11 protein-coding genes are annotated in these 22,414 nt (G+C 34.9%); all 11 read right to left on the bottom strand.

Going from position 1 to position 22,414, the window contains the following annotated elements; translation table 11 throughout:
- Window positions 1-24: 24 nt before the first annotated feature.
- A complete protein-coding gene (locus A8L32_RS06290; RefSeq protein WP_066629074.1) occupies window positions 25-2,250 on the bottom strand; it encodes a heparinase II/III domain-containing protein in 2,226 nt (741 codons plus the stop codon).
- Between the two features lie 177 nt (window positions 2,251-2,427).
- Window positions 2,428-4,713 (bottom strand): polysaccharide lyase 6 family protein, encoded by a 2,286-nt coding sequence (locus tag A8L32_RS06285; protein WP_066629071.1) that lies wholly within the window; start codon window positions 4,711-4,713, stop codon window positions 2,428-2,430.
- A 215-nt stretch (window positions 4,714-4,928) separates the two neighbouring features.
- Complete coding sequence (locus A8L32_RS06280) at window positions 4,929-5,843, bottom strand: polysaccharide lyase family 7 protein (RefSeq protein ID WP_066629068.1); 915 nt, start codon at window positions 5,841-5,843, stop codon at window positions 4,929-4,931.
- Window positions 5,844-5,867: 24 nt separating this feature from the next.
- Complete coding sequence (locus A8L32_RS06275) at window positions 5,868-7,355, bottom strand: PKD domain-containing protein (RefSeq protein WP_143525029.1); 1,488 nt, start codon at window positions 7,353-7,355, stop codon at window positions 5,868-5,870.
- 37 nt (window positions 7,356-7,392) lie between these two features.
- Complete coding sequence (locus tag A8L32_RS06270) at window positions 7,393-8,340, bottom strand: PKD domain-containing protein (RefSeq protein WP_066629063.1); 948 nt, start codon at window positions 8,338-8,340, stop codon at window positions 7,393-7,395.
- Window positions 8,341-8,361: 21 nt separating this feature from the next.
- Entirely contained in the window at window positions 8,362-9,837 is a 1,476-nt protein-coding gene (locus A8L32_RS06265; RefSeq protein WP_066629061.1) for a RagB/SusD family nutrient uptake outer membrane protein, read from the bottom strand.
- Window positions 9,838-9,854: 17 nt separating this feature from the next.
- Window positions 9,855-12,944, bottom strand: a complete 3,090-nt coding sequence (locus tag A8L32_RS06260; protein WP_066629059.1) for a SusC/RagA family TonB-linked outer membrane protein — start codon at window positions 12,942-12,944, stop codon at window positions 9,855-9,857.
- Between the two features lie 305 nt (window positions 12,945-13,249).
- Window positions 13,250-13,954 (bottom strand): FadR/GntR family transcriptional regulator, encoded by a 705-nt coding sequence (locus A8L32_RS06255; protein ID WP_066629058.1) that lies wholly within the window; start codon window positions 13,952-13,954, stop codon window positions 13,250-13,252.
- Window positions 13,955-14,259: 305 nt separating this feature from the next.
- Window positions 14,260-15,975, bottom strand: a complete 1,716-nt coding sequence (locus A8L32_RS06250; protein WP_066629057.1) for a polysaccharide lyase 6 family protein — start codon at window positions 15,973-15,975, stop codon at window positions 14,260-14,262.
- A gap of 449 nt (window positions 15,976-16,424) precedes the next feature.
- Window positions 16,425-17,759 carry a family 43 glycosylhydrolase gene (locus A8L32_RS06245; protein ID WP_083631204.1) on the bottom strand — a complete coding sequence of 445 codons (1,335 nt, stop codon included), beginning with the start codon at window positions 17,757-17,759 and terminating at the stop codon, window positions 16,425-16,427.
- 209 nt (window positions 17,760-17,968) lie between these two features.
- Entirely contained in the window at window positions 17,969-22,129 is a 4,161-nt protein-coding gene (locus tag A8L32_RS06240) for a hybrid sensor histidine kinase/response regulator transcription factor (protein WP_066629056.1), read from the bottom strand.
- Window positions 22,130-22,414: the final 285 nt, after the last annotated feature.

Raw genomic sequence — 22,414 nt, 5'->3', positions numbered from 1 at the left:
TTAATGTTTATAATCTATTATTCTCTATTTTTTAAACAGTTTATAAGGCCCCTTCCAAGTATATTGCTTGTCTGCGATGTTCATGTTATGTTCCTCAGAAGGGGCATTTGTTGAATTGGAAATTGCCAATACTATCGAGCTATTTTTAACCGTTTGTATCTCTACAATTGTATATGCTTTATTATTTAAAAGGGTCTTTACTCCTTTAACAATACCTACTTGATTTTCTACCAGCTCGGTATCAAAATTTTTATTTCCATGTACCTCAAGTGCACTAGCAAAACAAGTGGATGATTGATTAGAGCGTCGGAATAAAAGGCCTGTTTCATTTCGCAATGAAAACTCAGGATCGTTGGCTCCAATTCTTGTATAGAATATTTCATCATCGGCTTGTGCTTCAGTGGTCATGGTATAAAAACGACCTTCGTTAAACCATACCGTTTGAAAATTATCTGTTGATGCTTTGCCCTGACCTTCTTTCCAAAGGTGCTGGTAACCAAAATCATCACCCATGGTTCCTCTTTGCGTTGTAAAATTGGTATAGTCGGCATTGGTATATAATAACTTGCCTTTATAATAAAAAGGTAAATCGTAAGTGTGCTTTTTATCATCATCAATCTTAAACACATCCACTACCAATGGAAATTCAAATAAATCCTTGTCCTTGATTACTGCTACAGTTCTTTGTGCTTGGGCACTTCCATAAGCATTATTTTCTTTGGCACTCATAATGGAGATATGCTCATTTTCAATATTGAAAAACCATTTTTCTCCAGATACCTTATCAGCCGTTTTATAATCGCCATTAAACTGAGTGGTTTTATCCATTACCACCGTATTATGCGCTACGGTATGTTTAGCCCAGGTCTTGTTTTCTGGTAGATATCTGCCGCCATGCTTGTATTCAACATTTACATATCTGGCCGCACCATAATCCGATAAAATCTCATTACCATTATCGTACATCATAATGCCTAAACGATCGAAATGTCCGTGTCCCATACCATGCTGTGCGTATTTCATAACCACACACGCAGCATCTTTATTAGCATCTGCACGAAGTATTCCTACAGCACCTTGTTTACCATCGGCTCCATCGTTCAACTCCATAGATAACCACTGGAATGGCTGTGCCTCACCATTATTCAAATCCTTTGCAACACGCAAACCAGCCTGTGTTAAAGCCACTCTACCTTGTGCTTTTGCTACAGATAACAACTGCTTTGATTCAGGGAATTCATTGTATACAATATTTACGGCATTAATCAATTCCGGAGCTCTAAAACTCATATCTTTTAAAGCATCATTAAATGGCATAAACTTACCATCGGTATTGGTCATTTGCAGGGTAACCAAGGTTGCTTTTCTTAAAATTTGTCCTCTATACTCGAATATTTTATACGCTGGATTATTGTTTTCAATAGCCTGTGCAAACAACACATAAGGCAATAGTGCATAACGCTGATAGTATGGCCCCTCTGTATAATACCCATCTGGCGAAAAAAGCAAGTCTAATTGTGCATAGTATCCCTTAGGCTTATCCTTGTGTTCTTCGGTCTCAATTCCAAATAATGCTCTATGAACCATTTCTTCGTTATCCATCGCATAACCAGCCATACCAACGCCAGCTGCAGCCCAAACCGCATGGTTATGGATACGATTAAATACGTAGGTAGACTCCACTGATAACAAATTGGCATAAGGTATCAACAGGTCTGCTTCAATCTTTTTCCTATCCTCCTCCGACAAGTAACTTTTGATACAGTCGTACGCCTGAGACGTGTATACTAACCAAACCGCTTCGTTCAGTTGTTGCCAGAATAACTTTCCTCTGGCATATGATTTTTCTACAGGATGAGCTCCAAGACTTGGATACATATCGGCATATTCCAATAACATATCTTTTACAAATATGGCATATTTTTCATCGCCGCTTAGTTGCCATAACAAACCTGCGCCATACATACTAATGTAGTTTTGCTTGTGGCGATTATGCGTATATCCCCCAGCAGGATCTTTAGGCACTGGAACATTAACTCCTAAAGCCATGTCATCTTCCAGCACTTTTACCCATCTATCATATGACTTATCCAACAAAGGAAGTTTGCCGAGTTCATTTCGGATATCACTTACACCTTGACTAGTTAAAATTACGTTCGGAGAGCTTTCTTCTGATTGATGCGGTACGCATAAAGTCAGCAATACTCCTAAAGTGATTATTCCAGTTATATGTATTATTTTTTGTTTCATTTAAAACAGTGTTTTTTTAATTCTCTTACTTCCTGTTTCTAACCTACTATTCTTCCAGTTTCGGTGCAAAATGAATTTGTATATTCACTTGCTTGGTAATTGCACCGATTGTCTTCTTGTGTATTCCCAGGGCGCTGCCCTGGGCTAATATATTTTGCCCCTTCAGGGCATCCTCTACTAAAAAACAGATCCATTAACTTTTACACCATTCGCAGTAAAAGACTGATTATTGTATTTAAACCCTTTTGAATTATTGATTTCTATATTGGTTAAATTGGTAATAGGTTCTCCGTTGGTCATGTATAAATCCAGATAATGACTATTATCAATTTTTAGGTTGGAGATATTATTAACCTGAACACCATGCGTATAAATGGCTGAACCTGTTTTATTTCGTTTACCGAATCCAACATTGCTTAAAACACATCCATCTATTTTTAAAGCTGGACCAAATGTACTTTCGTCGGTTCCTCCACGATATAAATTCAGTACAGAACCTTTTACATCTTTAAATTCTGAATTTTCAATTACAACATACTCTGCATTATAAATTCCTAAGTCATCCTTTTCCTTATTCAGTAACATGATGTTTCCTGTAATATTGGAGAACTGGCAGTTGCGTATTAAAATAGAATCGGCCATGGTGTTTTTATACACTTTTAAGAAATCAAACGAGTGGTTTACATCTAAATCAGTTACCTGGCAATCTTCCATTAAAAACTTGTAATTACAGTTCATTGAATAATGACTTGTACTTACCATACTGTTACCAGCATAATCAGGCGATTCGGCTCCATTTATCTCAATACCTTGAAGTTTTAAACCTCCTCCATTGGCAATCAAAAACATCTCTGCTTTACTCGATTTTATAACAGGTTTTATTTCTTTAGTAGCAGATTTAATAGTAATAGGATGCGTTAATTCCATCATCTTATCCATAACATAATCGCCAGACTCACTCAGCACTATAACATCTCCTGTCTGACTTGTAACAATCGCATCAAACAAAGTATTTACTCCAGCTTTTACCTCTATCGTTTTTCCTGTATTAAACTGCATTTCCCCTTTAGCTTTAGGGTACCAACTAACTCCTGTATTGTCCGCTGTTGCAGCTGGTTTTACTAATGTAGATCCAATTCCTTCTTCTACTTGCGGTATTTTAAAACCAAATTCGTTTTCAATAACTTTTAAGTTAGTTACGGTTAATTTGTTATCAATATTTTTTAGGTTTTTGCCAATGATATTCTTCTTAAATTCAATACCTGAAATATCATCAAATACTGTAAAAATATTATCCGAGTTATCGTGATAGAAAACATTGTTCTCGATAACTGAATTGATTGGAACAGCCGATCGTTCTTCATCGCTTCCTGAGCACAATTGAATATGATCGCAGTTTACAAATGTATTGTTTGCAAATACACCTCCATCTACTTGGTGATAACGATTAATAGCCGAATTAGGCACACCATTCATAATTACTAACGAACCTCTGAAACGGTATCCTTTTAAGTCGCTGAAATAGTTATTAATTGCTTTATTTCTTTTATTGATGATTCTGATTCCACCTGTATATTCTTTATTATTTCCGATAAAGAAATTTCCTTTTGAAACATTATCGTTTCCATGACGGTAAGTTAATGTTCCTCTACACTCATAAAAAGTGTTATCAATAAATTGGTTTCCACACGATTTGTTTGAAATAATTTCGTGCTCACCATCGCAACTTTCGAAGTAATTGCTATCTACCTGAGTTGCACTTGTAGATAGTGAGTAATGAGAAGTTCCGATACGAAGTGTTTCTCCGCCATTCGCTCCTAAATTTTGTCTGTAGCCAAAATAGTTATGGTCAATTCGATGGTTGTTTTCACGACAAGCTTCATCCACCATTCTAACTGCCATGGTAACACCTTTATTTCTTTTATCCACTAGGTAACAATGATCTACACGGTTATTTTTTCCATATAACGATACCCAATAGGTTGATTCCATTCTTTCGATTGGATTATAATTATCAATAACACATTCTGTTACACGACAGTTATTAGCATAAACTCCTTTTTTCTTTTTAAACGAAATTACTTCGCTTGCCGGCGTATGTCCGTTCGTAAAAACTAATCCATTAACAATCAAATGCTCTCCACTAATATTAATTCTAGATTGTCCTTCTAATTTAACTTTTCCCCTTTCTTCCACCACTAGCTGAATTGGATTTTCAGCCGTTCCTTTAGCATCAAATTTAAGCTCAGTATTTTTCCAAACACCATTAGCCATTTGTATAACATCACCTGGCAAGGCATTTTTAACTGCCACATTAAACTCTTCTACATTTTTAACCTTAATAACTCCCTTATCTGCACAGCTGCAAAAAAACAGTACTAAGGATAAAACAACTAATATTTTATTGAATGATGTCATATGTAATTTATTTACAGAATCCTGATTGACAAGTCTTCTATTCATTTATTTTTAAGATAAGTGGCGCACTAAAAAAAAGTGCCCTAGTTATGTTAGTGCGCCACGCTACCTACTCAAAAACTATAAACTCAATTTGTTATAAGCCAATGGCAATCAACTTACAACTTCTAATAACATTCCTGATTTTGCCCTAAGCCAGGAATTCATTTTCTTTTTATTCTTGTAATTGTTTAGTCACTTTCTTAAGTCGAACCAAAAAATCAATGACTAACACTTAATTCGTAAAACCTCACTTTAGAATAAGCTCCCTCATCTCTAGTTTGAAAATAATTTCCGGCTTTAAAGTAGTTTTCAAAAATTCCCCACTTTTTCATGTGAATGTTTTCGTACACTTTAAACTCGTTTTTGTTTAAAATAACCACCATCTTTCCATCAGAAACTTTAACCTCTAAAGTGAATTTTCTAAAGCCTACTTCTTGTTCAAAATTAAAGCCCTTATCATCTCCCCAAGCATCTTCATGCAGCATCCCTTTATATGTAGCATTTGGATTTTTTAGCACCTTTGTTTTAACCCGTATTTTTCCATTATCCCAATAAATTTTCAAGATAGGTGGGGCATTATTATCATCAGCACCAATTAAATCACGTTGCTCATTTGTTAATCTACCATGAATTTGCATAATAATAGTTCTATGGTATTTACCATCTGAATCTCTGGTTGTTGCCTCCATCGCTAATTTCCCCTTCATGTAAGCACCATCCTTAAATGTCCAATTCACATTGTTTTCACCAGGAACCATTTGCTCTCTTAATTCTGAACGAGAATATTTGGTGTTTCTCGTTGTAGAGGCAGTTGGCTTAGCATGAAACACAATAGCACCTCTTGTAGAATCAATATACATGTATGGTTTAGCGATTTCCATGGATGCAAAATTCAAAATCTCGGGAGGTTCAATTTCAACTGGTTTACCTGCATCGTTTGATACAGGTAAAGTTACTTTCCAGTTTTTTAAATCTATATTAGGAAGCTTAGCTTTCTTCGTCTTCCTTTTGCCTCGTTTTTCAATTTTACTTTCCGATTCTGTAACACTACTCTTCTGGTTTTGAGAAGTAGTGTTAACAGAAAGAAATGCTATTAAACCAAGTAGTAATATATTTCTTCGGAAGTTTTTCATTGTAAATCAATTATTTAATTAACCCTAGTCTTGATAAACTTTCACATTATCAATCCAAGCATCTACTGAAGTTACTGCATAAAACATTACCGCAACTTCACCACTATCATTGGTAGTAAATGGAATTTGAACTAATGTTCCTCTGGTATCAGAAAATTTGCCTTCTGCTATGGTTCCAACATGATTACCTAAATTAGAACCTAGGTTTTTAACAGCATCCGCACCATCAATGTAATGCTCATCCAAAATCAGTCCAACAATGCTTCTTCCTCCAATAGGATCATTGGCTTCATCACTCTTTATAGCATATTCATACTCTAATACATAATCCGTATTTGGCATTAATTTAAGCGCCTGGTATGCATATCTCGATCCAGAACCTTGCAGATAACCTCCTGATTGACTTGCGGTCCATTTTGCTCCTGGTGTTTTAGAACCATTAGAAGTTCCGTCATAATTAGTCCATGAACCATCAGAACTTGAACCAAAAGGAGTAGTAGTACCATCCGTGAATGCAGTAAATCTCCAATGATCTGTTTTAGCATCGAAAGCTCCGTTTAAAATAACTGATGTAATTGGCTTAGATAGATACACATTATCAATATTAAGCGTTGCAGCATCCTTTGCCATACCTTCAGTTCCTAATTCAAATTTAATTTCGTTAAACTGAATCACTGGTTCTGAAAAATCAGTAGCCAAATCTAAATCTAAACTGATCCATTCGCCATCTACTAAATCTATACTATAGTCATATTCTGTAGCGCCATTTACCAGTACTAATTTCAACTTATCAATACCCACAGCAAAATCAGAATGTACATCTAAATATAAATGTGTAGCAGCAACACCAGAACCAAAAGCATCAGCCACAACAATATCATCTAGCCCAATAGATGCTGCCACCTCTGTACTAAGTCTCGAATATTGCATCACTTTATTTCCTGATTCCATCGTAACTTCACCCTGTTGCGCACTTCCTTTGGCAAAATCAACTCCTCCGGCTTTATATCTGTACGAGATAAAAGCGCCATCGTACTCAATACCATTACTATAAATAGATAATACTTCTTCAAGGCCTTCAGTTGGCGAATCAGGAGCAGACATTACAGCTGTAACTTCATGCTCAACTAGTATATCTTCTGTTTTAGTAACACTTTCTAAACCATCAGCTTTAGCAACTACGGTTATCGTATAGGTAGCTTCTTTAACTTCGTTGGGATAGTCGTAAGAAGCTGACTCCCCTGCTCCAATAGTTACAGGTGTTTCTCCATTTCCAAAGTCAACAGAGTAAGATGTAACTCCGATAGCTAAAGGTACTACGGTAAAATAGGTACCATCTTCTAATCCATTCTCGTCGGGACCTGAAGCAGCCTCAAAGCTTGAAAAAGTAATCTCTGTAAGCCCTTTCCCTACAGCATCTTCATCCGATGGATTAATCTCTTTATCCACTTCACATGATGCTATAAGACCTATTATAAATAAGGTAAATATTCCTTTTTTTAATAAATTCATAATCATTTGTGTTTTATCGTTATAATTCTCATCCAAATTAATCAGCTGGATAAACTTTAACATTATCTAAGTATAAATCCACATCAGTGACAGCATAAAACATGATAGAAACTTCTCCACTAGCATTGGCAATAAATTCTTGTTCCACCAATGTATGAGATGTTTTACCCTTTGCCTCAGATCCAATAAATTGACTAATAGGAGTGCTTGCAACGGCATCTGCTCCATCTTCAAAGTGACCATCTAAAACTTCAGAAATTATCCTATTACCTCCTGGTGCAACCCCTGCCTGTTCTGCCGGTGTTTTAATAGCATATTCATATTCCAGAATATATTTTACATCACGATCTACATTAGAAGGAGATACAATAATTGCTTGGTAAGCATATCTTGTGTTAGAAGTTAAGTAAGCACCTGCAGAAGTTGATTTAGTCCATTTGGCTCCTTTTGTTTTAGCTCCATTATCTGTTCCATCATAATTTGTAAATGATCCATCAGAACTAGAGTTAAATGGATTTGTATTTCCTCCTGTAAAAGAAGCAAATTTCCAATCGGAAGAACCACCATCAAAATCACCATTTAAAATTGTTACCGGAATAGGCACAAATTTATCTACTACTTCAACATCTATGGTTACCGTATTTGATGCTTCATTACCATCAAGAGCAGTCAACGTTACAGGATAAGAACCTTCACCTGCTTCAAAAGTATAACTAGGATCTTTATCTGTTGAGGTATTTCCTCCTCCAAAGTCCCATAGATATTTAATAGACTCCGTTGACAGATTATTAAACTCTATGGTTTTGAAATTCTCTGCATTTGGAATATAAGCAAAGCTAGCAACTGGTAAACTAGTATCCTCTTTAGAACCGGCTTCTGGTAACTCAAACTCAAAAGCTTTTTCACAACTTACCGATAAAAACACTACCGATATGAACCACACCACCTTCATGGTGTTTTTGAAAATATTTATTTGATTTTTCATAATCTTAATGCTTATAAATTATTATTGAGGATTTTGAGTCAAAATACCATCACTTAAGTTAATTTCCCTGGCTGGAATTGGTAATAATAATCTTCTGATATTATAACTCGTATATCCCATTTCTTCAGCGTGAGCACCTAACACTTCATGTGCTACTCCTAAGCGCAGTAAATCAAAGAAACGATGGTTTTCAAAAGCCAACTCTACTCTTCTTTCGAGCAATAAAGCATCAACTGTTAAAACAGCAGGTCGATCTGCTACTGCATCAAATCCCGCTCTAACCTTAACTTTCATATAAGAATCTATAGCACTATCATCGGATGTATTTCCACCTGCCATAATAGCCTCTGCGTGCATTAATAGTACATCGGAATAACGTAAAATAATCCAGTCGTTACCAGCATTTGCAGGAGCACCACCATATGTTGGAAGGTTCGGGTCAGAAATATCAGATCCGTCTGGTAAAAATTTAATTACCTCTGCGTTTTCAGGTATAGGGAGGTCAGCATCTGGTCCAAAAGCAGCATAAGAAACAGCCGTTCTATTACCTCCGTTTGCGATAAAATCCTCCGCAAGATTAGGATTTACTATATTCAGTCCATCCTGTCTTCCTTGACGTTTATAAGAGGTAAATTCTGATGAAAAACCTTGGCTTTCTTCTGGGTTTCCTGACAAGTATTGAATAGCAAAAATAATTTCGTTATTCAACTCATTATAAAACACATCACTAAAATTATCTTCTAAACCTAAACCTCCAGTAGTAATAATATCCTCGCATAAATCTTTTGCACCACCATAGTTTGGTGTAGCTAGCGTTAGGTATACTTTAGCTAACATTGCTTGAGCTGCTACTTTAGAAGCTCTGGATTTATGTGTGTTATCAAGATAATCAACCCCAGCTTGTAAATCTGATACAATTTGCTCGTAGACTGTTTCTACAGCCACTCTGGTAAAAAGCAGTTCTTTTTCATTCGGACCTACAATTGCCGTTACTAATGGTACAGCACCATACAATCTTACCAAGTTAAAATATGCATATGCTCTTAAAAATTTAGCTTCTGCAGTATATTTATTAATGTTTGTGGCATCGGCCTTATTCACATATTTTAAAACATTATTTGCTCTAAAAATAATCTCATACATAGATTGCCAATAATCCTCCGATTGGATATTTTCAGGCTCAACTATATATCGGTGAAAATCGGCTCTTGAACCTTCTAGCGTTTTACTTCTAGTATTATCAGATCGGTGTTCTGTTAAAAGGTACTCTAATTGTACTCCTCTATTGAATCTTACAGTACTTGATTCTGTATTTTCATTAACACCTTGCACAGCATCATAAATCCCAATTATCCCAGCTAAAACATCATCGTCTGATTGAAAAAAACTTTCAGCAACAATAACAGAGTCTGGTAGAGGATTTAAAAACTCATCTGTATCACAAGAAACTAATAAGGCTCCCGTGATAGCAAAAATTAAAAGTTTTATATATTTCATGATCTAATATTTTTTGATTAAAAAGTAACGTTTAAACCAACTGAGTAGGTTCTAAATAATGGTGTACCTGCTCTTTGAGCTCCATACGATTGAGGTGAATTTCCGTTAGCCGTTTCGATAAACTCTGGGTTAAAACCATGATAATCATCTGAAGTGAAGTACAGTAAATTCTGGCCTGTTGCATAAAGCCTTAATGATTCTATTCCTATTTTTGATAATGTATTATCAGAAAAAGTATAGCCAATATTTACATTTCTCAATGAAATATAACCTGCACTCATAACAACATCATTAGTATGAATTCTTGGCTTAAGGAAAGAGGCATCAGAAATGACTCCTGCATCTACAACAGCTTGCTCATCGGTAGTAGCTCCGTTCCAGTGAGAGAAAAAGTATTGGTCTCCAATATTTTTCACTTCGGCTCCCTGACTACCTTGGAACATAAAGGATAGATCTATGTTTTTATATCTGAATTCGTTAGTTACACTCCAATTAATTTCAGGATATGGGTCTCCTAATATCGTTTTATCCTCATCGGTAATTAAACCATCACCATTTAAATCTTTAACAATAACATCTTCTGAAATTCCATTAATAGGAAGCCACGGGGAGTCCCAATATTCATCAGACAATTCCTTACTTTCATCTACAACATATCCATAAAAAGAAGATATTGGATTACCTACAGAATTTATCCATTGAGAACCTCTGTTAAATCCATCTTCTGTTAAGGCACCATCAGATTCTCCATAATCAAGCAGTTTGTTTCTGTTAGTAGAAGCAATAAGAATAGTATTCCAATAAAAGTTTTCTTTCGAAATATTTTTAGTTCTTAATTCAAATTCCCAACCACTATTTTCTACTTTCCCTAAATTTACAATACCACTATTAAACCCAGTAACGTACGACACTGGATTATTAAGCAATAACTGATCGCTGGTTCTGATATAATAATCTACTGAACCTGAGATTCTGTTATTTAAAAATCCGAAATCTAAACCTGGGTTAAATTCTTCAGATGCTTCCCATTGTAATAATAGATTAGCAATATTTTTAGGAGAAACTCCTGTAGAAATACCACCATCAGTAATTGCATTGGTATTATCTAATTGTGCTAAATAAGGCCAAGCGTTAACTAAATCGTCTCCTACATTAAAGTTTTCGGAACCTGTAAGACCATAACTAACTCTAAGCTTTAATTTGCTCAGTATATCGTTATCACTCAAAAAACTTTCATTATGCATATTCCATCCCATAGATGCTGCCGGGAAATTACCCCACTTAGATTGCACTCCAAAAACTGAACTACCATCACGTCTAAACGATGCATTAAATAGGTACTTATTAGCATAAGCATAAGAGACTCTACCAAAGTATCCTATTTTATTCTTTTCAATATTGTACTCTCCCTCTGAAACAACAGTAGTTGCTCCTTGCAGGTTTTTAAGTAAATCGTTGGTATATCCTGTACCTACAATCTGACTCGTTTCTTCATTTCTTCTTTGGATAGTTACACCGGCCAAAGCACTAATCTCATGATCACCAAACAGTTTGTTGTATGAGAAAGTATTATCAGAGATTATCCTGGTTCTAAATCTATTATTCAATAAATATTGTGCTCTACTACTTCCTGATGCATGGTGTTTTGTTCCATCCCACCTTGTTCTTTTTCGTTGTTCTAAAGTTACCCCTAAAGATGTCTTAGCTATAAGTCCATCCATAATTTTATAACTCAAATAAGTAGAACCTAATACTTTGGTATTATACTCATAATGCTCTCTTTCTGCATATTGAGCATAAGGGTTTGAATCACCAGTAGTTCGTGGTCTACTATCGCTACCATTACCATCCAAATCTAATTCAACTAAATGATTCTCATAAAAATAATCTCCTACACCTACATTAGGGTAAGCATCTCTATTTATAAATTGTAATGTTTCATCTGTATGATAAATAGGCAACCAAGGTGATTGTCTTATTGGATTATGTATAGAAGTAGGCAGCGCTCTTCTTTTTGAATAAGAAGGTGTTATGCTTAATCCAAATTTCAATTTCTTTCCTAATTTACTATCAATTTTTGCTTTTGCTGAAAACAGTCTGTAGTTATCTGTTAAAACAACACCTTCATCATTTAGATATCTTAATGAAGCAGAAAACTTTGTATCTTCTGTACCTCCACTGGCTGCTAATGAGTGGCTGGTGATAATTCCTCCGTTAAAGAAAACATCCTGCCAATCTCTGTCAATACCAGTTACATCTACTATTTTTTGTGCATATTGAGTAGCCTCTGAAATTTGACCTGTTGCAGCTAATTCTTTAGCTGACCACTCAGATAGATTCTTTTTATAGTCATCACTATCAAAAGCCGATTTATATCCTGTAAAAGTGTTATACGTTAGTTTTGTTTTTCCTTCTTTTCCAGTCTTTGTCGTAATCATTATTACCCCATTAGACCCTTCACTACCATAAATTGCAGCAGAAGCAGCATCTTTTAATACCTCAAAAGATTCTATATCATTCATATCTAGGTTTCCAAGAAAACTAGCATCAACCACAATACCATCCACTACAACTGCTGGTCCTGAGTCAGCTGTTATTGATCCGAAACCTCTAATAGTAATTGTTGGAGCGGCACCAGCCTCAGCCGAAGTGGCCTGAATATTAACACCCGAAACTTGACCAATCAAAGCATCATCTACCCTTGCAACAACTACTTGATCTAATTTTTCATTTTTAACTTTCGAAATAGCTCCTGTTAGGTGAGATTTTTTCTGAACCCCGTAGCCAACAACAACAACTTCCTCTAATCCTTCAACGTCAGCTTCCAGCACAACATTAATCACGGATTGGTTAGTCGATAGTATTTCTTGGGGAGTATATCCAATAAATGAGAATACAAGCACAGCATTTTCGCCTTGCGTTTTTAAAGAATAATTACCATCAATATTGGTAATGGTTCCGTTCGTGGTTCCTTTTTCAACCACATTTACTCCTATTAGAGGAGATCCGTCACCGGCATCGGTCACTGTACCTGTATATGTTTGCGCAAATACATGAGTGAATAATCCGGTACATAATAATAATGTAAATAGAATTTTTCTTTTCATTTGATTATAATTTTTTCCAAGATTCTATAAAACAGCGTTTAGCGTCTATATGTCAATGATCTGGGTATAGGGACAGTACACTTTAATCTATGCTTGTTTTATCTCTTTGGAATTATAACAATTAGATTTTTATTAGCTTTGTAGACAATACACCCCCGGTACAAGCTCATATATTGTCGAGATGAATGAGTTTGTTAATTAGTAATAAGGGACTTGTATTGCACTTGGTGAATTAGTGCGTTTCGGCGCACTAATTTTTTTTATCCTGAATCAACTTTCATTATTTATTAAACAGCTTTAGGTTATTATTTTTCTTTACTAAATTCAACTACATCATGCAGATGGTCTAGCATATGTTTTACAGCTTCATCTCCATCTCCATCTTTAATCGCCTGAAGAATAGCATTATGCTCTTCAACTCGTTTTACTTTTCGTTCGGCGCTACAAACTTTCTCTGTGATATAAATTTTCATGATATCGGGTAGTATAATTAACATCATGGTTTTAATTACCGAGTTATGACTAGCCTCCGCAATTCTTAAATGGAATATAAAATCCTCATTTTCTGCAGGAAGTCCTTTTTCAACACGTGCATTATATTTATCTAACGCTTCCTGTATGGCAACAATATCTTCATCTGTTCTGCGAATAGCTGCTTGTTGAATTGCAAATTTTTCCATCATTACCCTTGATTCTACCAAAGAGAAAAAGTCGGGCTTCTCAATTTTCATGATATTAGAGAACAAGCCTTCCATGGCTGCAATGTCTACGCCGTTAACCACTACACCACTTTGCGGCAAAGTATTTAAGATACCTACGAATTCCAATTTTTTTATGGCATCACGAATGTAAGTTCTTCCAACACCTAATTTTTCAGATAACTTTCTTTCCGATGGTAATCGATCTCCAGGATTCAAGTATCCAGAAATAATCAACTCTCTTATTTGCCTAATGATCTTATCTACAGGTGTCTCTACTTCTATTGCTTTAAAATTTTCTAATAGTTCCATATGTTATTTGTATTTTTTCAATTGTCGCTCCAATAATTGGTCGACCAAATTTACCTATAATTATTTTAAAACTCTCATCTAGAAATAGAAACTGTTATTTAAGATAACTTCTTTATTTATAATGGTATAATATCCATCATACAGAATTGCCTAGTTACATATACACAGCTTCAATGAATAGTAACAACACCTGAATCCTTGAAATTCAGATACCGAAAAAGAGCAATCCTTTTGTTAGCAACCAACGATTTTTTTTCATTTTCATAATTTTTAGTTTAAATTGTAAAAAGCTAATTATAAGATTCTTATTCAGAACTATTTTGCAATAGTTTATATGACTGATAATACTTTTGACCTGATTTAAAATGAGCCAACAGTATTCTATTTGTTCCATTCGTATTTATTTGAGTTTTTAAACTCAATATTTCTCCTGCATTTAGGGCTTTTCCTGTAAGGTCGAATAGTTGATATTGAAGTGGTAAAAACTTAGTTTCTTGCACTAATACAGAAATCACATTATTTTTAATATAACATTTTACCATATCTGCCTGTAGTGCAGCTCTAGTATTAACTACAGAAACATCATCATCTTGACCAAAATATGGACCTACTTCCGATTTATCTAATGGTTTATTTATAATTGGGGCATCACTCAACTCATCGCATCCAGCATCCTTATCACCTTCTCTTTCTTGGCCATCGATATCTGATTGTATTTGAGGGAAGCTTCCTTGACTTGCATTGATTACAATACTCGATGCCGCAGGACGATACAATCCTTCAACTAACGCTAACTGGGGATCTGCAAAAACAAAGCCCTCCGAAACCTCTTCATCATCAGCCTCAGCATTCATCACGTTACCTAACCATGTCATATTTGTAGGCTGATCATCAAATTCAACATTCTGGCTGCCACTTGTTTTATCCATCACATTGTTCGCAAAGGTACAGTCTAAAGGAGCTAAGCTTTTTTCTGAATCTTTACCTGCTCCCACAGTTAATGGCACTTTGCAATTAACCATCGTATTATTGACAATAACAGCATCCTTAACCTGAAAATATCGGTTTAATGGTGAGTTTGGAACTCCATTCATGATGCAGATAGCCGATCGGTATCCATCTCCCTTTAAGCCATCAAAATAATTATTGTATACCTGATGTCTTTCACCAATTACTCTAACTCCACCAGATGACTTGTTATCTCCCAAAAAGAAATTACTATAAACCGAACAATCGTTACCATGACGCAATGTTAAACATCCGTCGCAATTGTTAAAAGTGTTGTAACGATAAGTATTAAAGCACGACTTATTAGAGATAATTTCAATTTCGCCATCGCATTCTTCAAAAAGATTATACTCTACAATAGCGCGAGATTCTTTCATGCTATTAGAACTTGTCCCAATCCTTATGGTCTCGCCTCCATTGTACCCCAAATCTGGTCTAGCGCCAAAGTAATTATAATCAATTTGCGTATAATTAGGTTCGTCATTTAACCAAACTACCAGAGTAGTTCCGGAGTGCTGTTTACCTGAAAATTCGCAATGATCTATTCTATTGTTTTTTCCATAAACAGAAACCCATTTATAATCTTCGTCTTTATCCGTAGGATTATAATCAACAATACTAGTGTTGGTTAACCTACAATTATTGGCTAATTTTGAAGAACCATTTCTAAACTCAATTACTGCTCCTGAAGTTGAATAACCGTCAACAAATTGTAGACCGTTTACTTCTAAGTAGCTTCCAGCAACTCTTAAAGAAGACGTACCCGACAATATTACTTTATTTTTAAATGCTGGAATAAGTACTATAGGATTTGTTTCTGTTCCCTGTCCTTCAAAAACTATATTTTCATTCACCCAATTACCCGAAGTCATTTTAATAGTATCTCCTGGCTGAATATCATTTAATACATTTTCGATATCAAAAGCAGACGAAACAGAATAATTTGTGGCATTTGATAAAGAAAAAACCAAACATCCAACAACTATTAAAATGTATGTATTAAAATATCTCATCTAACTATCTATTCTTTAAGTCTTAATGTCTTATAATTGGTTTTTTTTCAACCAAAACTTTGCAATCTTAGATGGGGCTTAACTTCTCTGCAATATCAACCATTGATTTACCATCTACTGGTTGACCAATTTACGAATGATTTTTTTATTAACAAATTTTAAGACTATTTTTTTACAATACAAGAATAACATGGAAGCAACAATAAATCAACACAAACCATACTGTACAATGGATATAGACACATTAAACTAAATTAAAAAAAATATCACATCCAATAGAACAAGCAATTGGTTGACCAATTGTGTTAATTTATATTACAAACTACTTTATAAGAATAAAAAAAAGAGGATTATTGAGTTTTATATTACTCAACAATCCTCTTTTAGCCATTTTATAATTTTGCAATTATTACTAAATAATAACTACAACTCTTTAGTACCTCAAAATACTATCTGAACTGGATCCAATCCAGATTATATAAATACCCTTTATCTCCTTTAAAAACGCATGTTATATTTTGTACGCCTTGCATGCTAGTTTGCAACTCAGCCTCTACCTCGGTCCAGTTATTCCAAGCTTCAGTTGATTTAACAGGAATAGATGCAATCAATTTGCCCCAATGACCACCTTGACGAATCTCCAATACTCCACCTTGCGCATCACAAGCAACTCTAGCAGTTACTTTAGTATATTTCTTTTTACTAAAATCTACTCTATCATACTTTACCCAACCTCCATTTTCTATATAGTCCACTTGCCAATTAGGTTCTTCTTGATCACTCATCAGATTAGCTTGCGCCTTATGAATATCAGTATATCTATCCACTTGTATTTTATTACTTGCTGGGCAAATTCCAATTCCACGTAGGCTTGGAATAACTTCCTGAATGGTTCCATCAGCATTAAAATTTAAATAATCGGCACACATCGACCTGAGGTGTTCATCTTTACTGATATCATGATGATGATAAAACACAATCCATTGTCCCTTATATTCAACTACCGAATGATGATTTGTCCAGCAATGATCGGTCCATCTTTGCATAAACAAACCTTTATACTCAAATGGCCCCATCGGAGATGTTCCTATAGCATAAGCCAACTCTTCTGACCCGCTTGGCGAATGAGGGAAGGTAAAGTAATACACCCCATTTCGTTTAAACATAAACGGACCTTCTTTATATTTTGCAGGTAAACCCATAATGGTTTTCACTTCGCCATCTATGGTTTTCATATCATCCTTTAATTTAACTACCTGAAGTTTTTCACCTCCTCCATAATATAAATATGCTTGACCATCATCATCAATAAAAACATTGGGATCGATACCAGACACACCTTTCATATAGTCTTTCTCTAACTTGTAAGGACCTTCTGGCGATTTTGCTATCGCAACGCCTATACGTCTAAAAGCAGAGCTATCTTCGGGCATTCCCGGAAAGTAGTAGTAATATTTGCCATCTTTCTCAATACAATCGGGCGCCCACATACCATAGCTATTTTTCTTTCCCCACTGCACATCGTTCTGGTCAATTATTCTTCCATGGTCTGTCCAATCAAACATATTTTCGCTTGAGAAAGCATGGTAGAACGGCATACAAAAACCATTGTTTCCTTCTCCTTCGGCACATTTAATATCGCACGAAGGAAATACATATAACTTTCCATTCATTACTCGCGCTGTAGGATCTGCAGTATATAAATGCTTCACTAATGGATTATTGCCTTCTACAATAAATGGCAATATTAGCATAAGCAAAATTGCCTTAAAAAATCTTATCATCTCTATTTGTATTTAGTTAATTTGCCTTCGAAATTTTCTTCACTTTTAATACTAACAAAGATATTAAGTACAACTTTTAGCTTCGGAGTTTAGCCATTCATATTTAGGGGAGATATTTTTAAAGGGGGAAATTAATTTATACGAATTGGGGTAATTTTTATAGCTCTAAATTTTTCACTCTGATTACAAACACATTACAGCAACATATATCATTCTTCTTTATTTGCTCTGTTTTGCTTAGCATACTCTTTAGGTAATAATCCAAACTTATCTTTAAAGCAATTTCTAAAATATTTTAGGTCCGAAAAACCTACCTCATAAGTTACATCACTAATTGTGTACTTATCCATAGCTAATAATTGCGCAGCTCTTTTAAGACGCATACCTCTGATAAAAACCTTAGGAGTTTGCCCTGTTAAACCTTTTATTTTTTTGTGAAACACCACTTGTGACATACCATAATCATGAGCCAACTGCTCTACTGTAAACTCTGGATTCGGAATATTCTCATCCACAATACGAATAACTCGCTTCAAGAACTGAGCATCCATAGAGGTAGTTGTAACCGCAGAAGGTTCTATAGAAACCGAATTCTCTAATTTCCGCCTTAACAAGTTCCTTGACTCTATTAAGTTTTTGATTCGAGCGTGCAATACAAAAACACTAAATGGTTTAGAAACATAAGCATCCGCTCCCACCTTATAACTTTTAATTCGACTTTCATCTTCCGATTTTGCGGTCAATAAAACAATAGGAATATGACTGATATCTTCTTTCTTTTTGATGCTTTGGCATAATTCGAAACCATTCATCTCAGGCATCATCACATCACTAACAACCAGATCAACTTCATTATTTAACAACTGTTCTAAGCCTTCTTTTCCATGGCTAGCCAACAACACTTTATAATCATCAGTAAGTGACTCTTTGATAAACGATCGTAATTCTAAATTATCTTCAACCACCAATATCGTCTCCTTATTAACGGACTCTTCTTCCTCTGTGATTTCTTGTATCAAGATAGTTCCTTCCTCTACCTCAAGAACATCTTGTAGTTTATGTTGCTTCTCTATATTAATAATTTGATGTTGGTTGAAATGCTTATTTCCTTTTTTTAATTTAAGAATAAAAGACGTTCCCTCTCCCTCTTCGCTAATAAAAGTAAGCTCACCTTGATGTAGATCAACCAAACCTTTAATAAAAGACAGTCCAATACCAGCTCCTCCAACGGTTGTTTGCTTAACCTGATAAAAACGTTCAAATATATGCTTCTGCATTTTTTTGGGTATACCTACGCCTGTATCCTTTACCGTAATTAAAACATCATTAGCTTCATCTGAATTCAATATGACTTCGACCCTACCATTTTCTGGCGTAAACTTAAAAGCGTTGGACAAAAGGTTATACATAATACGTTCCATCTTATCCTCATCAAACCACATTTCGAGCTTATCTTTTTCGCCTGAAAACACGAAATCAATATGCTTTAACTCAGCCATCTCTTTAAACGAAGTAAACATTCCCTGAAGAAAAGCAGACATGTCATATTTAGATATCTGCAGCCTCAGCTTACCTTGCTCATGCTTTCTAAAATCAATCAGTTGATTAATTAGCTTTAGTAAGATACCTGCATTACGATGCATTAGCGCATAACTTGCTGCTATTCTGGATTTACTCAAAACCTCCCCTTTTTGCATTAATTTTTCTAGCGGACCAATAATCAAAGTTAAAGGAGTTCTGAATTCGTGCGAGATATTGGTGAAAAACTGCAGTTTCATCTGCGATAGTTCTTTTATCTTCTCGGTTTCGAAATGCTCCATCAGTAGGTTGTTTTTTAATTTCACCCTAATCAATGAGTACCTTCGAAAAACCATTAACAACAATACAATAACTATAATATAAGCAATTTGCGCTATCTGACTTAAATACCATGGAGGAGTTATTTTAATATGAAGCACCTTTGGCTCAGTGGTCCAAACTCCATCACTATTTGAAGCCAATAATTGAAAGCTATAATCACCAGGTTTTAGATTAGTGTACTTGGCAATCCTATCGTCAGCATTTTTCTTTACCCACTCCGCATCAAAACCTTCTAACTTGTATTTATATTGATTTTTATTGGGTGCTAAAAAATGCAAAGAGGCAAAACGAATAGAAAAACTATTCTCGGCATATTTTAGTTTAACTGACTCAGTTTTATCAATCACCTGATTCAACACCACTCGACCTCGCAGGATTTCCCCAGGATTGACTGGATGGTTTAGGATTTGAAAATCTGTTAAAACCACATCAGGAGTACTTGTATCTTTAATTATATTTTGGGGATAAAAAGCATTTATTCCGTTCACTCCTCCAAATAACATTTCGCCATCAGCTCTTCGGCAACAAGCTAATTCTCCAAATTCATAATCTTGCAAGCCATCATTAATATCAAAGTTAGAAAAGGAATTTTCTTGTGGATTATATTGCGTAATTCCTCGGTTAGAAGATATCCATAAATGCCCATTATCATCTTCTAAAATCCCCTTTACCACATCATTGGGCAAACCATCTTTAGAAGTTATTCTTTCAAATTTAATGGAGTCCGGATTGTCGTGATGAATAAGTTTATTGAGTCCACCTCCCATGGTTCCTATCCAAATAGTACCGTTATAGGATTGAAAAATAGGTAATATATAGTTATGGCTTAATGAATGAGAATTGTTCTTTTCCTTTTTATAAACCTTAAATTTAGGTTCACTTTTTAATTGCTCCAGTTTACTTAAAAAGTTTAATCCTTTATCCGTTCCTACCCATAAATTACCTGTTGCATCTAACAAAAGGCTACGTATATTACTCGAAGAAATACTACCTTCTTTTCCATCAGCTAAATATGTAATTAACTCCTCAGCACTTTCGTTGCGCACATACCTATACAAACCAGTTTTACCGTAGGTTCCAACCCACACATCTTTGTTTGCACCCTTTACAATAGCAAATGGCTCATTGTCAATTTTAGAAAGAATAGTATTTTCTTTCTGCACGACTTCACCATCTTCAAAGCCTAATAATTGCACCACACTAGGATAGCCTGTACCAACAATAATTTCAGGCTGGCCATTTTCTCCAATATCACTAATAGAAATCGCACTTTTATCCTCTTCGCCGGCATTAACGTCTATTGTTTTAAATCCTGACTCGTAATTATTTTTATCCTTGTGACTTAAAAAACTAACTCCTCCATTATCGGTTCCAATCCATAAGTTTCCTTGACTATCTTCACTTATAGCTCTCACCTTATTATACGAAAGGCTGCCTACATTATCTGTTTTGTTGTAATGCCTAAATTTCTGACGGTTTCTATTATATTTCTTAACTCCGCCACCACTAGTACCCATCCAAACATTACCAAACTTATCTTCACACAAGGATTTTACCTTACTATTAAGTGAGGCATCTGTGGATTTATCGCGCAATAAAACAGGTTGATTATATACATTGTCCTTATCGCTCTTCTTTAACCAAAACATTCCCTGTAATGTACCTGCATAAATATCTCCAATTTTGTCCTTAATAATTGATCCAGCATTTAAACTATTTAGTGGGGTTGTTTTTACTCTTCTTAAACTAGGCCAATTAATCTCTAACTTAAAAATACCATGTAAATAAGCCACATATAACTCATGGTTATCTATAATAAAATCCCTTACATAACTGGACGCGTTCAGAGTAAAAACTTCTAATTTTTCACTATTAACAGATATAACATACAAACCTTTTAAAGTACCAACCCAAATTCGTCCCAGGTCATCTTCTATAATTTTTGTGATATCACCTTTTTTAAATGAGGTAAAATCTAAAAATGATAAATGCTTTACTGTAGTTGTATCACTATCTAATGATAATATATCAATTCCTTTTGGCCCACCCACCCAAACTTTACCATCTGAAGTAGGAACAACGGTTGCTATAATATTTGTGGCAAGCAATGCTGGCTGATCAGCCGAGTTCTTAATAACAGTAAAGGTTTCTTTTTTAACATCAAACATACATATGCCTTCATCGGAAGTTCCCAACCATAAATTACCCTGCGCATCCTCTGCAATATCAAAAATAAGATTACTAGAAATGCCTTGGTCAGATAAGGGGTCAACCCGATAGATTTTACATTCGTATCCATCGTACCTATTTAAGCCATCATTTGTACCAATCCATAAAAAACCTCTTGAATCTTGAAAAACACAGTTTACATCGTTCTGAGATAAACCTTGACGTGTAGTAAGACTCTCAAAATTATAATTTTGCCCTTGAACATAAGAACATTGAGATATTAAAAGAAAGCCAAACACCAGCCAACTACCTGTTAATATATATTTAAAAATAAATCTCATAAACCATTGTAAATGTAGGTTCTGCTTAGGCTATTGATTATTCATATTTTGCAAAACCTATAATTAACTATCCAAATAACCTCTTAACCAAATATTTTTATCTGAATGTAAATTTAAATCAATATTACAAAGAAGTAAAAATGAAGGATACTACTGGATGATAATATGATATTTTTTTAGGGGGCTTATTATCTCATGGGTAATTAAGGTTAAGAATGAGCCTGTGATAGCGTAAAAAAACCCGCTTGTACTAAAAACAAACGGGTAACTCATATTAGGTAAAAT

Source organism: Labilibacter marinus, assembly GCF_001659685.2.
GTDB classification, from domain to species: domain Bacteria; phylum Bacteroidota; class Bacteroidia; order Bacteroidales; family Marinilabiliaceae; genus Saccharicrinis; species Saccharicrinis marinus.
Note: the sequence above shows the minus strand (reverse complement) of the source record. Positions and strands in the feature narration are given on the sequence as shown.